Genomic DNA, 15,845 nt, shown 5'->3' with positions numbered 1-15,845 from the left:
AACGACTTCCCGGTCGAGTGCAGGCAGGCGGCAACGCATTTGGATGACCCCTCGGGGCCGGCTGCTGTCGCTTTCGGCCTGTATTCTGCCACACATGCCCATTCCGCCTCCCTCTCCCCGCGACGTGCCCGTCGCCGGCGTATCCCCCTCGCTGGGGCGCCGTACCGATGCCATGCTGCGCGGGCTGCTGCACATGGTGGGTCTGTTCCACCTGTGCATGGCTGTCTGGATAGCGCTGCGCATGGGCATCGGCCTGGATGTGATGGTGCCGTTGATCGCCGGCCTTCACGCCTTGCTGTGCCTGGTTTGCCTGCTGGAGCACCACGCAGGTCGCACGCTGCGGGCAGCCGCTGTGTTCGTGATCGGCGAGTTGCTGCTGGCGACCCTGGCCTACACGTACTGGGGGCTGGCGGCACAATCGCGGCTGCAGCTGGTGGTGATACTGCCGGTGCTGCTGGTCTCCGCCGTACTGGGGCGGCGGCCACTGGGGTGGGCCACCGCCTGGTTGAGCGGGTTGATGGTGGCGGGGGCGTGGGTGGATGCCTCCAGCCTGATGTTCCGTCCGGACCGTGTCCTGCTTGCGGTGAACGATCTGGCGATAGCTGTGTTCGGAACGTGGCTGGGAGCCTGGCTGTTGCACCACAGCGTGACCGGGCTGCGCGAGAGCCTGCAGGTGGCACGGCAGCGCAGCGCCGAGCTGGCCGGCAAGCGCGATGAACTGCAGTTGGAGATCCAGGAGAAAGAGCGCTCGCGCGAGCAGTTGGTGCACGCGATGAAGATGGAGAACGTCGGGCGCCTGGCCAGTGGCATCGCGCATGACTTCAATCACGTGCTGGCGCTGATCCAGGGATATCTCGCCAAGGCCCGCCGCAGTACCGGTGAGGAGGCGCTGCAGGAGGCCCTGCAAGGCGCACAGTCGGCGACCCGCCGTGCCGCCACCGTCAGCCGGCGGCTGCTGGATTTCAGCCGGCTGGACCCGGGGCGCCCCCAGCTGCTGGATGCGGCCGGCACGGTCATGGCCATGGAGCCGATGCTCCAGCAGGTGTTCGGCGACCGCGTGCAGTGCCGCGTCGCCACCGACGGCGCCACCGGCCAGATCCACTTCGATCCGGCGCAGCTGGAGTCCATCCTGCTCAGCCTGGCGGTGAATGCCGAGCAGGCCATGCCCGATGGCGGCCGGTTCGATCTGACCCTGATCGACCTGCCCGCCAGTGGTGAGTTGTTGATCCGGGTCAGCGATACCGGCCAGGGCATGAGTGCGGAGGTCCGCGCCCACTGCCTGGAACCGTTCTTCACCACCAAGCCGATGGGTGAGGGCACCGGGCTCGGGTTGGCGGTGACCGCCAGCCTGGTCCGCGCGGCGGGCGGCGAGGTCGAGGTGGACAGTAAACCCGGGGCAGGGACCCGGATCGGGATCCGGCTTCCCGCCCGCCAGCGGGCCACGGCATGAGCACCACGACGGGCGTGGCCCAGCCGCTACACTGCGGGCTGCGCTCGCGGAAACAACCCTGTGGTTTCTAGCTGGATCCTTCTGCTGGTCTCGGTGGCCTACGCCGCGCTGCTGTTCGGCGTGGCGTGGTGGGGCGACCGTCGCCCGATGTACCCGGATCGCCCGTGGCTGCGCCCGGTGGTCTACAGCCTGGCGCTGGCGGTGTACTGCTCCTCATGGACGTTCTACGGTGCGGTCGGCACGGCGGTGCGCAATGGCATCGGCTACCTGCCGATCTACCTGGGGCCCCTGCTGCTGTGGGTATTCGGCTGGCGGATCATCGAGCGCCTGGCGCTGATCGCACGCAGCCAGAACGTGGTCTCCATCGCCGATTTCATCTCCTCGCGGTTCGGCCGCTCGCGCCGCCTGGCCGCACTGGTGGCGGTGATCGCGCTGATCGGCATCGTGCCGTACCTGGCCCTGCAGTACAAAGCCGTCGCGATGAGCCTGCAGGTGCTGACCGGCAACGTGGGCCCGACCGGCTTCTTCACGGATCCCGCGCTGTACGTGGCGTTGCTGATGGCGCTGTTCGCCACGCTGTTCGGTACCCGCCAGGTGGATGCCACCGAGCACCACCACGGCATGATGCTGGCGATCGCGCTGGAATCGATGATCAAGCTGATCGCGATGGTCGCGCTGGGCCTGTTCGCCTACCTGTGGCTCAACGACCGCACCGATGCGGTGATCGAGTCGGCGCATACGCTGTTCACCGGCCTGCCACCGGTCGGCTTCATTTCCCAGACGCTGCTGAGTTTCCTGGCCATCATCTGCCTGCCGCGCCAGTTCCATGTGGCGGTGGTCGAATGTGGTGACGTGCGCGACATCCGCCGCGCGCGCTGGATGTTCGGTGCGTACCTGGTGATCATCTCAGCGATGGTGATTCCGATCGCCACCGCCGGCGTCACCCTGTTCGGCACCGGTGGCAGCGTCGCCGACGACAGCATGGTGCTGGCCCTGCCGCTGGCCGAGGGCCGCAAGTTCCTGGCGCTGGTCGCCTATGTCGGCGGCTTCTCGGCGGCGACCGGCATGGTGATCGTGGCCTCCATCGCCCTGGCCACCATGGTCAGCAACGATCTGGTGATGCCGGTCCTGCTGCGCCGCAGTGGCGATCATCAAGAAGCGGCGGATGTCGCTTCGCGCGTGTTGTGGATCCGCCGCACCGCCATCCTGCTGCTGGCGCTGGTGGCCTACAGCTATTACCGCGGCAGCAGCAACGACAGTACCCTGGCCTCCTACGGCCTGATGGCCTTCGCCGCGGTCGCGCAGTTCGCCCCGGGGCTGATCGGCGGGCTGTACTGGCGCGGTGCCAGCCGCCGCGGCGTGGAAGTGGGCATGCTGCTCGGCTTCGGCACCTGGGTATACACGCTGCTGTTGCCGGCGCTGACCCAGGCCGGCTGGATGTCGTCGGCGTGGCTGGTGCAGGGCCCGTTCGGGATCGGCTGGCTGCAGCCGCAGCACCTGTTCGGCATGAGCGGCTGGGATCCGTTGACCCACGGCACGTTCTGGTCGCTGCTGGTCAATGTCGCGGCGATGGTGCTGGTCTCGGTGCGCTGGCGCCCGGGCGTGGATGAACGGCTGCGTGCGGCGCCGTTCCTGGACCCCTACGCGCAGCGCCCGTCCGTGGCCGGTGCGTGGCCGGGCAACGTGCATGTCGGTGATCTGCTGGCGCTGGCCTCGCGCGTGGTGGGCGACCGCCACGCCCGTCGATCGTTCTTCGAGCAGGCGCAGGCCATGGACCGCGAGCTGCAGGCCTCCGCGCCGGCGGACCGTGCCTGGGTGCAGTTCACCGAGCGGCTGCTGGCGGCCTCGATCGGCGCGGCGTCGGCCCGCCTGCTGCTGACCAGTCTGCTGCGCGGTTCGGGCATGGACCTGGGCGAGGTGGTGGCGGTGCTCGACGAGGCAGGGCAGGAACTGCGCTTCAACCGCGAGATTCTCTCCACCACCCTGGAGAACATCAGCGCGGGGGTCAGCGTGGTCGATCCGGACATGCGCCTGACCGCCTGGAACCGCCGCTACCAGCAGATGTTCGGGTACCCCGACGGGATGCTCTACGTGGGCCGGCCGGTCGCCGACCTGATCCGCTACAACGCCGAGCGCGGTGAGCTCGGCGAGGGCGACATCGAGCTGCAGATCAACCGCCGCATCGGCTACATGCGCGCCGGCTCGCCGCACATCTTCGAGCGCACCCGCAGCGACGGCAAGGTGATCGAGATGCGCGGGCAGGCGCTGCCCGGCGGTGGCTACGTCACCAGTTACAACGACATCACCGACTACAAGCACGCCGAGCGCGCGCTGCTGGAAGCCAACGAAACGCTGGAGCAGCGCGTGGCCGAGCGTTCGCATGAAGCCGAGGTGGCCCAGCAGTCCAAGACGCGCTTCCTGGCCGCGATCAGCCACGACGTGCTGCAGCCGCTCAATGCTGCCCGCCTGTTCGCTTCAGCGCTGCGTGAGAGTCACCACAACAACGAAGAGCAACGGCATCTGGCCGAGCGCGTGGATGCCTCGTTGCGTGCGGCCGAGGAACTGCTGGATGGCCTGCTGGATGTCTCCCGTCTCGATGCCGGTGGCCTGCATCCGGTGATCGGTGACTTCGACGTCAGCCTGCTGATGCGCGAGCTGGCGGCGCAGTACTCGCCCGTCGCGGCCGGCCGTGGGTTGCGCATGGATCTGTTCGCGCGGCCGGCCTGGGTACGCAGCGATCGCCGCCTGCTGCGCCGCGTGCTGCAGAACTTCCTGGCCAATGCGCTGCGCTACACGCGCCAGGGCCGCATCGTGCTGGCGGTGCGCCATCGCGGGCCGGAAGTGGAACTGCAGGTATGGGATACCGGCCCGGGCATTCCCGAACACCACATGCAGCAGATCTTCGATGAGTTCCATCGCTACCAGCAGCCGTTCGACTGGGGCGAGCAGGGCCTGGGGCTGGGCCTGTCGATCTGCCAGCGTATCTCGCGCCTGCTCGATCACCGCCTCAACGCCCGCAGCCGGGTCGGCAGCGGCAGCATGTTCTCGATCCTGCTGCCCCTCGTGGCGGCGCCTGCGTTGCCAACCGCAGAAGCACCGCCGGCACCGAGCCCGGTCACCCGCGCCGATTCCCTGGCGGGCATGCGCGTGCTGTGCGTGGACAACGACCAGGAGATCCTGGATGGCATGCGGGCGTTGCTGGGGCGTTGGCAGGTGCAGGTGATCACCGCCAGCACCGTCGACCAGGCACTGGAGAAAGTGGTTGAACGGCCGGATGTGATGCTGGTGGATTACCACCTGCATGACCGCCTGGATGGGCTGGACACGCTGGTGGCCCTGGGCCAGAAGGCCGGGCGCGCGATCCCCGGTGCGCTGCTGACCGCCGACGGCCGCGATGAGCTCAAGCGGATGGCGCGTGACCGCGGTTACCGGTTGCTGACCAAGCCGATCAAGCCGGCCTCGCTGCGCGCGTTCCTGGCCGCCTTCCACGACACCCGCGGCGATCTCTAGCCGCGGGGCGGGCGTGACTGCCGATCAGGCCACGGCGCCGCTGAGGTGTTCGTACAGGATGGTGGAGCCGATGATGATCAGGATCACGCCGCCGACGATCTCCGCGCGCTTGCCGACCATCCCGCCCAATACGCGGCCGAGCATGATGCCGCAGGTCACCATGGTGAGCGTGCACAGGCCGATGACCAGCGCCATCACGCCGATATGCACGTCGAGGAAGGCCAGGCCGATGCCGACCGCCATTGCATCGATGCTGGTGGCGAAACCGGTCACCGCCAGGCGCCAGAAGCCGTGGTGTTTGCTGGTGTCTTCTTCCTCGGCGCCCTCGTCGGGGCGCAGGCCATTGATGATCATGTGCACGCCCAGCGCACCGAGCAGGCCGAACGCGATCCAGTGATCGAAGGCCTCCACATACTCCAGTGCAGCGCGGCCGAGCAGCCAGCCGATCACCGGCGTGATGCCTTCGATGACACCGAAAATCAGGCCGGCGCGCAAGGCGTCGGAAAAGCGCGGTTTGCGCATGGCCGCGCCTTTGCCGATCGCCGCGGCGAAGGCATCGGTGGACATGGCAAAGCCGATCAGCAGGATCGAAATGGGGGACATTGGGGTACGCGACAGGTCGGGCGAGAGCGAGCAACGGACCGCGGACGCGCCCAACCTGTCGTTGCGCACGCGGACCGCTGGTCTCGCCAACCAAGATGGTTGCCCGCACCACGGCGCACTGGCCGAGTATGTTGATACGGGCGATTCCTTCAGCAGGAATCCGGCTACTCCCCAAGGGGACGCGAAGCTTAGCACCGGGCCTGCGGCGTGGAGCGTTTGCCGCGAATTGCGCAGGTAACGCTGGAATTCATAGCTCCGGCTATAACGCCTACTCTTCTTCGGGCGGCAGCACGATCTGTTCGTCATCGATGGCCAGCTTGCCGGCCATCAGCACCGCCTGGGTGCGGTTGGTGACACCGAGCTTGCGCAGGATCGCGGTGACGTGGGCTTTGATCGTTGCTTCGGACACGTTGAGGTCGTAGGCGATCTGCTTGTTGAGGCGGCCGGCGCCGAGCATCTGCAGCACCCGGAACTGCTGTGGAGTCAGCTCGCGCAGGCGCTGGCCGATCTCGCGTTCCTCGCGCCCGGTCTGGGGCACGTTGTGCGCTTCCGGCGGTGCCCAGGTCTCGCCATCCAGGATGGTGCCCAGCGCATGGCCGATCGTGTCCGAATCGGCGGATTTGGGGATGAAGCCGAAGGCGCCATGGTCGAGCGCACGGCGCATCACGGTCGGCTCCTCGCGGGCGGACACCACCACCACCGGCAGCTGCGGGTGCAGGGCGCGCATATGCACGAGCGCGTTGAAGCCCTGTGCGCCGGGCATGTTGAGGTCCATCAGGACCAGGTCGGCGTCGGTGTGCTGGTCGGCCAGCTGGTACAGCGCTTCCACGCTGTCCGCTTCGTACAGCTGCACGCCGGGGATGACGCGTTGCACGGCACCGCGAAGGGCTTCGCGGAACAGCGGATGGTCATCGGCAATCAGGAGGGTCGTCATGGTGGGGGCCATGTTGCGGAGGAATGCAGCGACGCAACGAAAAAGTGTATCGAGATGACAGCCCCCTGAGTCAGGGGGCGGCCGCGAAGCGGCGGGGTGTGGGTGCTGGTGAGGCGGGGCCCACGATCCACTGGCGGATCGTGGGAGCGACAGCGCGAATGCGATGTGGCGACCTTTACTTCACTTTCCGCTCTTCCACCAGCGAGGCCACGACCGACGGATCGGCCAGGGTCGAGGTGTCGCCGAGCTGGTCCGGTGCGTTCTCGGCGATCTTGCGCAGGATGCGGCGCATGATCTTGCCCGAGCGCGTCTTGGGCAGGCCCGGCGCCCACTGCAGATGGTCGGGCGCGGCGATCGGACCGATCTCCTTGCGCACCCAGGCCACCAGCTCCTTGTGCAGTTCATCGCTCGGCGTCTCGTCGGCAATCAGCGTCACGTAGGCATAGATGCCCTGGCCCTTGATGTCGTGCGGGAAGCCGACCACGGCCGCTTCGGCCACCTTGGGGTGCGAGACCAGCGCGCTTTCCACCTCGGCGGTACCGATGCGGTGCCCGGAGACGTTGATCACATCGTCCACGCGGCCGGTGATCCAGTAGTAGCCATCCTCGTCACGACGGCAACCATCACCGGTGAAATAGCTGCCCGGGTAGGTGCGGAAATACGTGTCGATGAAGCGCTGATGGTCGCCATAGACGGTGCGCATCTGGCCCGGCCACGAATCGCGGATGATCAGGTTGCCTTCGGTGGCCCCCTCCCGGATCTCGCCATCGGCATTGACCAGCGCCGGCTGCACGCCGAAGAAGGGCAGGGTGGCCGAGCCCGGCTTGAGATCGACCGCCCCGGCCAGCGGCGAAATCAGGATGCCGCCGGTTTCGGTCTGCCACCAGGTATCCACGATCGGGCAGCGGCTGTCGCCGACCACCTCGTAGTACCAGCGCCACGCTTCCGGATTGATCGGCTCGCCGACGCTGCCGAGCAGGCGCAGCGAACTGCGCGAGGTGCGCTTGACCGGTGCATCGCCTTCGCGCATCAACGCGCGGATCGCGGTGGGCGCGGTGTAGAAGATGGTGACCTGGTGCTTGTCGATCACCTCCCAGAACCGCGAGGTGTTCGGGAAGTTCGGCACGCCTTCGAACATCACCGAGGTCGCGCCATTGGCCAGCGGGCCGTACACGATGTAGCTGTGGCCGGTGACCCAGCCGACATCGGCGGTGCACCAGTAGATGTCGTCTTCGCGCAGGTCGAACACCGCTTCATGGGTGTAGGCCGCGTACAGCAGGTAACCGCCGGTGGTGTGCAGCACGCCCTTGGGCTTGCCGGTGGAGCCGGAGGTATAGAGGATGAACAGCGGATCCTCGGCGTTCATGCGCTCGGGCTCGCACTGCGCCGGCTGCGGGTCCACCACATCGTGGAACCAGCGGTCGCGCGGGGCCTGCATGTCCACCGCGCCGCCGGTGTGGCGGACCACCAGCACGGTTTCCACGGTGGTGGTGCCGGGCAGCTTCAGCGCCGCATCGACATTGGCTTTGAGCGGAATCTTCTTGCCACCGCGCAGACCTTCGTCGGCGGTGATGATCAGCTTGCTGCCGCAGTCGATGACGCGGTCGGCGATCGAGTTCGGGGCGAAGCCGCCGAACACCACCGAGTGGATCGCACCGATACGCGCGCAGGCCAGCATGGCCACGGCGGCGTCGACGATCATCGGCAGGTAGATGGTGACCCGGTCGCCCTTCTTGACGCCGAGGTTGCGCAGTGCGTTGCCGAGGCGGCAGGTGCGCTCATACAACTCGCGATAGGTGACGCCCTGCGCCGGCGCATCGGGGCTGTCCGGTTCGAACAGCAGGGCGATCTTGTCGCCGCGTTTGTCGAGCTGGCGGTCCAGGCAGTTGACGCTGGCGTTGAGCTCGCCATCTTCGAACCACTTGATGCGGAAATCGTCGAGCTGGTAGCTGACGTTCTTGATGCGGGTCGGTTTCTTGAACCAGTCCAGGCGCTCGGCGGCCTTGCCCCAGAAGGCATCCGGATGCTCCACCGATTCACGGTAGAGCTGCTGGTACGTGTTCTTGTCGATCCGCGATGCCGCGGCGAACGCGGCGTCGACGGGGTAAAGATCAGCCATGGCACCCTCACTTGCACGTTGACTTGGGTTGTGCGGTCGCAGCATAAACGGCGACCTCTCCCCCTCAGTTTGCCGCATCCACCTGCCTGCGCGGTGTCGAGGTGGTTAGACCATGGTCGAACGCCGACCCGCCCGATATGACATGGGAGCCAACCCCGGCAGCTCACGACCGTTGGTCGTGAGGCAAGGCCTACCGACCAACGGTCGGTACCTGCGCGGTGCCTGCGGCACCTGCCGGTCGCCTGCCGGCGCCCGGGTCGTACTCGCCGCGTGGGGCGAGTACGACTAATGGCCAATAGCTTCGGTGCGTCAACGCGCCGCACCCTCGGCTCGACCGTGCCCCATGCGCGGCATCACCTTGCCACCCGGGAGAGAGGGCAACATGAGCCACCGTTTGCTGAGGACGACACGCCGGCCGTTGGCCGCCGCCATGTTCGTCGCACTGATCGCGCCAGGCATGGCGTTCGCCGAAACCGCAAAAGAGAAAGCCCTGGAAGCACGCGTCGTCGAGCTGGAGCGCCAGGTCCAGCTGCTGCTGAACAACCAGCAGCAACAGCAGGTCCAGATCAGCCAGGCCCAGACCGATGTCACCGCCGTGCGCACGGTCCAGGCACAGCAACCGGTGGCGGCCACGGTGCCGGCCGGCAAGCAGCCGATCCAGGTCACCACCATCACCCCGGGCGCCGCGCCGGGTACCACGGTCAAGATCGGCGGCTTCATCAAGGCCGATTTCCTGGCCACCCAGACCGGCGATGGCCAGCTGGCCGACGATGCCACCGGCCGCGCGCTGTATCTGCCGGGCCAGACCCCGGTGGCCGGTGCCGGCGGCAGCGGCAAGCGCTCGGACGTGGATTACAACGCCCACGCCAAGTTCTCGCGCTTCAATCTTGGCATCGACAATGTCAGCGAGGCCGGCAACAAGTCCGGTGCGTTCTTCGAGATGGACTTCTTCGGCAACTCGCTGGGCAACCAGACCGCGACCAATACCTACGGTGCGACCCTGCGTCACGCCTACATGTACTGGAACAACTGGATGGCCGGCCAGACCTGGTCGAACTTCATGGACGCCGCGTCGTTGCCGGAAGCGGCGGACTTCGTCGGCCCGACCGATGGCGTGATCTTCGTGCGCCAGGCACAGATCCGCTACACCCAGGGCGGCTTCAGCGTCGCGCTGGAAAACCCGGAAACCACGCTGCTCACCGGCACCCGCAACCCGGTCACCGGCGCGTGGACCAATGTATCCAGCAACTCCGATCGCGGCGCGCTGCCGGATCTGACCCTGCGTTATGGCTGGAAGGGTGACTGGGGCACCTTCGGTGTCGGCGGCGTGGTCCGTCAGCTGAAGGTCGACAACCAGACCACCGGTGCCGATGCGGACAAGATCGCCGGCGGCCTCACCCTGGGCGGCAAATGGGTGATGGGCCCGACCGATACGCTGCATTACCAGGTCACCGGTGGCGAAGGCATCGCACGTTACATCGGCCTAGGTGTCACCGCCGATACCGCGTATGACATCGCCCGCGACGAACTCAACCCGACCGGCGTGCTGGCCGGCTATGTGGGCTGGCGCCACGCCTTCACCCCGAAATTGCGCACCAACCTGATCTACGCGCGCAGCGATTACGACAACGACGGCAGCCTCGGCCCGCTGGTCACCAAGAGCGTGCAGAGCATCCGCGGCAACGTGTTCTACACGCCGATGCCCAAGGTCGATGTCGGCGCCGAGCTGATGTACGGCGTGCGCGAGATCGAGGATGGCCGCAAGGGCGATATCAGCCGCCTGCAGTTCACGACGAAATACAGCTTCTAAAACAAAAAACGCGTGCCGGCGTACAGCCGGCACACCACAACGATTGCTTCGGAGGGGAAGCGTCTTATGTCCACCACACCCGCACCAACGAAAGCCCAACTTACCCAAGGACACAAGAAGGTCATCTTCGCGTCCAGCCTGGGTACCGTCTTCGAGTGGTACGACTTCTTCCTGTACGGTTCGCTCGCCGCGATCATCGCCAAGCAGTTCTTCAGCGGCGTCAATGAAACCACGGGCATGATCTTCGCCCTGCTGGCGTTCGCGGCCGGCTTCTTCGTGCGCCCGTTCGGTGCGGCCTTCTTCGGCAGCCTCGGCGACCGCATCGGCCGCAAGTACACCTTCCTGGTCACGATCCTGATCATGGGCATCTCGACCTTCCTGGTCGGCGTGCTGCCCAACTACGCCTCGATCGGTTTCGCCGCCCCGGTGATCCTGATCATCCTGCGTCTGGCTCAGGGTCTGGCGATGGGTGGCGAATACGGTGGTGCCGCGACCTATGTTGCCGAGCACGCGCCGGCCGACAAGCGTGGCCTGTACACCAGCTTCATCCAGTGCACCGCGACGCTCGGCCTGTTCATGTCGCTGCTGATCATCCTGGCCTGCCGCTACTTCCTGGGCAATGAAGCGTTCGAAGCCTGGGGCTGGCGTATTCCGTTCCTGGTCTCGATCGTGCTGCTGGGCATCTCGGTGTGGATCCGCCTGCAGCTGAGCGAATCCCCGCTGTTCCAGCAGATGAAGGCCGAAGGCAAGGGCTCCAAGACCCCGTTCCGCGACAGCCTCAAGGACGGCAACCTCAAGCTGATGCTGCTGGTCCTGCTCGGTGCCGCAGCCGGCCAGGCCGTGGTGTGGTACGGCGGCCAGTTCTACGCGCTGTTCTTCCTGAGCAGCATGCTCAAGGTCGACCCCACCACCTCCTACCTGCTGATCGCCGCAGCGCTGGCGCTGGGCGTGCCGTTCTTCATCTTCTTCGGCTGGCTGTCCGACCGTATCGGCCGCAAGAAGATCATCCTGGCCGGCTGTCTGCTGGCTGCCATCACCTACATCCCGATCTTCAAGGGCCTGACCCACTTCGCCAACCCGGCCATCGAAGAAGCCCGCACCAACTCGCCGGCGCTGGTCAATGCCGATCCGAACACCTGCTCGTTCCAGTTCGATCCGGTCGGCCTGCGCAAGTTCACCAGCTCCTGCGACGTGGCCACCGCGGCCCTGACCAAGGCCGGTGTGCCGTATGAAGTGAAGCCGGCACCGGCCGGTACGCTGGCGACGGTCAACGTCGGGACCACCGCCGTGACCTCCTACGAGGCCGCAGGCCTGACCAAGGAAGAACTCAAGGCCAAGGGCGATGCCTTCGGCGGAGAGCTCAAGGGTGCGTTGGGTGCCGCCGGTTACCCGGCCAAGGCTGACAACGCGCGCATCAACATCCCCGGCACGATCTTCATGCTGTGGCTGCTGGTGCTGTACGTGACCATGGTCTACGGCCCGATCGCCGCCTACCTGGTCGAGCTGTTCCCGACGCGTATCCGCTACACCTCGATGTCGCTGCCGTACCACATCGGCAACGGCTGGTTCGGTGGCTTCCTGCCAGCGATTTCCTTCGCGCTGGTGGCCGGTACCGGCAACCTCTACTACGGCCTGTGGTACCCGATCATCATCGCGTTGATGACGGTCGTGGTCGGTGGCCTGTTCCTGCATGAAACCAAGGATGTGGATATCACCAAGTAACGGTGATCCACATGGCAAGACGAAGGGGCCGCGATGCAGATCGCGGCCCCTTCTGTGTCCGGGGTAGTGCCGGCCGCTGGCCGGCTCCCGATGAACCTACGGAGAAGCGTGTGAGGCTGCCGGCCAGCGGCCGGCACTACCCTGACCCGCTGTCACGCAGCCTGCCGCTATAGTCGGCCCATGAGCGATGCCCACACCGATCCCGCCGCGCTTCCCGCGATCCTGCAGACCCTGCGTACTGCTTGGCAGGCCAACCGCCCGACGCTGGAACAGCGCCGCGACGACCTGCAGCGCCTGCGCGCCGCCCTCAAGGCGCGCCTGCCGGAGATGGCCGCGGTGATCTCGGCCGATTTCGGCCACCGCTCCACCCACGAATCACTGATCGCCGACGGCATGACCGTGCTGGGCGATATCGATCACCTGTGCAGCCACCTGCGCGGCTGGATACGCCCGCGCCGGGTCGGCGTCGGCTGGCGGTTCTGGCCGGCGCGCGCCCAGACCCGGCCGGTGCCGCTGGGCGTGGTCGGGGTGATCTCGCCCTGGAACTATCCGGTCAACCTGGCCCTGATTCCGCTGGCGACCGCGATCGCCGCCGGCAACCACGTGATCCTCAAGCCGTCCGAGCACACGCCGCGCACCAGCGCCTTCCTGCAGTCGCTGCTGGCCGACGTGTTCGCCCCGGATCGGGTGGCGGTCGTGCAGGGCGATGGAGACCTCGCCAGCGCCGTGGCCGGCTCGCCGCTGGACCACCTGGTGTTCACCGGCTCCACTACCATCGGCCGCAAGGTGATGGCGGCGGCCGCCGAGCACCTCACCCCGCTGACCTTGGAGCTGGGGGGCAAATCCCCGGCCATCGTCTGCAGCGATTACCCGCTGGAGAAGGCGGCCGCGCGCCTGGCCACCGGAAAATTCTTCAATGCCGGCCAGACCTGCATCGCCCCGGACTACGTGTTGATCGACGGCCATCGCCAGCGCGAACTGGTGCAGCAACTGCAGACCCAGGTGCAGGCGCGCTATGGCGATTTCAGCGACGCCGCCGATTACACGCGCATCATCCACGACGGCCAGTACCAGCGCCTGCGTGGCTATCTCGATGAAGCCCGCGCGCGGGGCGTGCCGGTGATCGAACTGGCCACGGTCGATCCCGAGCGTGCGCAGCGCGAGCGGCTGATCGTGCCGACCATCGTGCTCGATCCGCCGGCCGATCTGGCCCTGATGCGCGAAGAGATCTTCGGTCCGATCCTGCCGGTCTGCGCGTATCCGGATCTGGACGCTGCCATCGCGGACGTGCAGTCCCGTGACCGCCCGTTGGCGCTGTACGTCTTCAGTCACGAACGTACGCAGGTGGAACGGGTGCTGGCGCAGGTCGTGGCTGGCGGCGTCACCGTCAACGACACGCTGCTGCATTTCGCGGTCAATGGGCTGCCGTTCGGCGGCGTTGGCCCGAGTGGCATGGGCGCCTATCACGCGCGCGCCGGTTTCGATGCGATGAGCAAGCAGCTGCCGATCCTGTGGCAGTCGCGCTGGGCCGCCAGCGATCTGCTCAAGCCGCCGTATTCGAAGATCGCCGGGATGTTGAAGGCGATGGTGCGGTGAGGGCCGCCGGCATGGACGCCCGCTAAAGACGCCTGAGCGCGGCCAGGAACGCGTCGGGATCCTCCGGGGAGACCAGCAGCGTGTAACCGGCCGTCGTCGGCAGGATCACCACCCTGTCCGGATCCGTCACCGCGGCAAATGCCTTCCCGTTGCTGGTGCGGAACCACCCAAGTGAGAGGCCCGGCATGCCGATGCCATTGGTTCGCAAGGTCAGTGGGGTGTCGTTGCTGCCGGGCAGCCGTCGGCGTGCAGCGGAGAGATCAATCTGCGCCATCGGGACCGATACGGTGTACGCGCCGCCCCCCACGGTCAGGGTCGTGGCGTCCGCCGTCAGTCGGATCGCGCTGAGTTGCCAGACGCCAAGCAGGCCGATGATGACGGCAAGTGAGGTGGCGCCGAGTGCGGCTATCTGGGAAATTCTGTCCTGCCCGAAGAAGTAGACCGCCATGCCGACCAACAGCAGCGGGACGACGCCGATCAGCAGCACCGCAGCGAGCGTTTTGTAGTTCAGCGCGTGGAAGGCGAATTCAATGGGCATGGGGTGTCGGAACTCCTTCGGGCATATGTTGCAGTCACGGGCGGCATGTCGAGAATCTTCCTCCGGTCGACAACGATACAAGTGGGGAAGCTCCTCGCCTTGATGTGCGAAAGCACCTACAGAAATCGAGGCAGCTGCGACATTTACAGCGTGATATCCCCTTGCCCACTGGACAATGTGTTGCGCCGCTGGCCCCGGCGCCTCCGCTGGCGAGTGACGCTGCGGGTCAATCACGTCATGTGGCGCAAAGCACCCTCAACGCCCCGCCTGCGACGACCGGCCGTCGTGGAACCACGCATAGGCCGCAGCTTCCAGCTCGCCTTCCTCGGCGATCACCGAACCGTCCTCGTCCAGCAGGGGGTAGTGGCGCTGGTCACCGCCCAGCGCGGCGCTGCCATCCAGCCCGAGCAGCAGGGTGTACAGCGCGTCGGTGGTGAACGCATCGAGCATCTCCCGCAACTGCCGGGTCTGATCGGGCGACAGCTCCATCGCGGCGACCCTTGCCGCGGACGCCGTGCCTGGGGTCCATACAGCGGCCAGCAGGCGCACTTTCTCGGCGTACCACTTTGCTACGAAAGCATCTGCATCCATGGGATATCTACGCTACTGGGGTGACTCACAGCCTAGCGGGGGACGCAGACGTGTGGCAAAAATCTGCGTGCCCCGAGCACGTGAGGCTGCCGGCCAGCGGCCGGCACTACCGTGGCTGCCCGGCGCGCGCCACAGGTAGAATGCCCGCATGAAAATCGCCTCCTGGAACGTCAACTCGCTCAACGTGCGCCTGCCGCACCTGGAACAATGGCTCACGGCGTTCGCGCCGGACGTGGTCGGCATCCAGGAAACCAAGATGGAGGACCACAAGTTCCCCGACGCGGTGCTGGCCGGGCTGGGCTACCGCAGCGTGTTTGCCGGGCAGAAGACCTACAACGGCGTCGCGCTGCTCTCCCGCGAGCCGGCGCAGGACGTGCAGATCGGCATTCCCGGTTTCGAGGATGAGCAGAAGCGTGCCATCGCCGGCACCGTCAACGGCGTGCGCATCATCAACCTGTACGTGGTCAACGGCCAGGACGTGGGCACCGACAAGTACGCCTACAAGCTGCGCTGGCTTGAGGCCGTGCATGCCTGGGTCGAGGCCGAGCTGGCCAGGTACCCGGAGCTGGTGGTGATGGGTGACTTCAACATCGCGCCCGATGCCCGCGACGTGCACGACCCGCTGGTCTGGAACGAGAACCACATCCTGACCTCCACCGCCGAGCGCGGTGCCCTGAACAAGCTGCTGAATCTGGGCCTGCACGATGCCTTCCGCCTGCACAGCGAGGAAGAGGGCGTGTTCAGCTGGTGGGACTACCGGGCGGCCGGCTTCCGTCGCAACCTCGGCCTGCGCATCGACCTGACCCTGGTCTCCGACGCGCTCAAGGCGCGCGCGCTGGGCTCGGGCATCGACCGTGAGCCGCGTACCTGGGAGCGCCCCAGCGACCACGCCCCGGCCTGGGTGCAGCTGGGCTGACCGCGGAAACAACAAGGCCCGGCAGTGCCGGGCCCTGTCGATCACACGTTGTACGT

The 15,845-nt window shown here is 66.7% G+C and carries 11 protein-coding genes; 6 read left to right on the top strand and 5 right to left on the bottom strand.

Going from position 1 to position 15,845, the window contains the following annotated elements; translation table 11 throughout:
• The first annotated feature begins 94 nt into the window (after window positions 1-94).
• Window positions 95-1,450: a sensor histidine kinase gene (locus tag BCL79_RS11520; RefSeq protein WP_183073728.1), complete on the top strand. Its 1,356-nt coding sequence runs from the start codon at window positions 95-97 to the stop codon at window positions 1,448-1,450.
• A gap of 60 nt (window positions 1,451-1,510) precedes the next feature.
• A complete protein-coding gene (locus BCL79_RS11515; protein ID WP_121040982.1) occupies window positions 1,511-4,960 on the top strand; it encodes a hybrid sensor histidine kinase/response regulator in 3,450 nt (1,149 codons plus the stop codon).
• 24 nt (window positions 4,961-4,984) lie between these two features.
• On the opposite strand, the gene BCL79_RS11510 is transcribed toward BCL79_RS11515, so the two are convergent.
• The 3 genes from BCL79_RS11510 to acs all read right to left on the bottom strand — a co-directional run bounded on the left by BCL79_RS11510 (window position 4,985) and on the right by acs (window position 8,616).
• On the bottom strand, window positions 4,985-5,563 hold the full coding sequence (locus tag BCL79_RS11510) for a manganese efflux pump MntP family protein (protein WP_121040980.1): 579 nt from the start codon (window positions 5,561-5,563) through the stop codon (window positions 4,985-4,987).
• A gap of 268 nt (window positions 5,564-5,831) precedes the next feature.
• Window positions 5,832-6,497, bottom strand: a complete 666-nt coding sequence (locus BCL79_RS11505) for a response regulator transcription factor (RefSeq protein ID WP_121040978.1) — start codon at window positions 6,495-6,497, stop codon at window positions 5,832-5,834.
• Between the two features lie 175 nt (window positions 6,498-6,672).
• The gene (acs, locus tag BCL79_RS11500) at window positions 6,673-8,616 is read right to left on the bottom strand and encodes an acetate--CoA ligase (protein WP_121040976.1); all 1,944 of its coding nucleotides are present in this window, start codon (window positions 8,614-8,616) and stop codon (window positions 6,673-6,675) included.
• Between the two features lie 382 nt (window positions 8,617-8,998).
• Here acs and BCL79_RS11495 point away from each other — a divergent pair, with 382 nt between their 5' ends.
• From BCL79_RS11495 to BCL79_RS11485, 3 genes are all read left to right on the top strand, one after another.
• Window positions 8,999-10,426 (top strand): DcaP family trimeric outer membrane transporter, encoded by a 1,428-nt coding sequence (locus BCL79_RS11495; protein ID WP_121040974.1) that lies wholly within the window; start codon window positions 8,999-9,001, stop codon window positions 10,424-10,426.
• Between the two features lie 66 nt (window positions 10,427-10,492).
• Window positions 10,493-12,148: an MFS transporter gene (locus BCL79_RS11490; RefSeq protein ID WP_121040972.1), complete on the top strand. Its 1,656-nt coding sequence runs from the start codon at window positions 10,493-10,495 to the stop codon at window positions 12,146-12,148.
• Between the two features lie 180 nt (window positions 12,149-12,328).
• Window positions 12,329-13,744 carry a coniferyl aldehyde dehydrogenase gene (locus BCL79_RS11485; RefSeq protein ID WP_121040970.1) on the top strand — a complete coding sequence of 472 codons (1,416 nt, stop codon included), beginning with the start codon at window positions 12,329-12,331 and terminating at the stop codon, window positions 13,742-13,744.
• A gap of 22 nt (window positions 13,745-13,766) precedes the next feature.
• On the opposite strand, the gene BCL79_RS11480 is transcribed toward BCL79_RS11485, so the two are convergent.
• Together BCL79_RS11480 and BCL79_RS11475 are read right to left on the bottom strand one after the other, a co-directional pair.
• Window positions 13,767-14,282, bottom strand: a complete 516-nt coding sequence (locus BCL79_RS11480; RefSeq protein ID WP_121040968.1) for a PH domain-containing protein — start codon at window positions 14,280-14,282, stop codon at window positions 13,767-13,769.
• Window positions 14,283-14,537: 255 nt separating this feature from the next.
• Window positions 14,538-14,873, bottom strand: coding sequence for a hypothetical protein (locus BCL79_RS11475; protein ID WP_147433890.1), 336 nt, complete (start codon window positions 14,871-14,873; stop codon window positions 14,538-14,540).
• Window positions 14,874-15,021: 148 nt separating this feature from the next.
• Here BCL79_RS11475 and xth point away from each other — a divergent pair, with 148 nt between their 5' ends.
• Entirely contained in the window at window positions 15,022-15,789 is a 768-nt protein-coding gene (gene xth / locus BCL79_RS11470) for an exodeoxyribonuclease III (protein WP_121040964.1), read from the top strand.
• The last annotated feature ends 56 nt before the right edge of the window (window positions 15,790-15,845 follow it).

This window comes from Stenotrophomonas rhizophila (assembly GCF_003651185.1).
In the GTDB taxonomy this organism is placed as follows: domain Bacteria; phylum Pseudomonadota; class Gammaproteobacteria; order Xanthomonadales; family Xanthomonadaceae; genus Stenotrophomonas; species Stenotrophomonas maltophilia_Z.
Note: the sequence above shows the minus strand (reverse complement) of the source record. Positions and strands in the feature narration are given on the sequence as shown.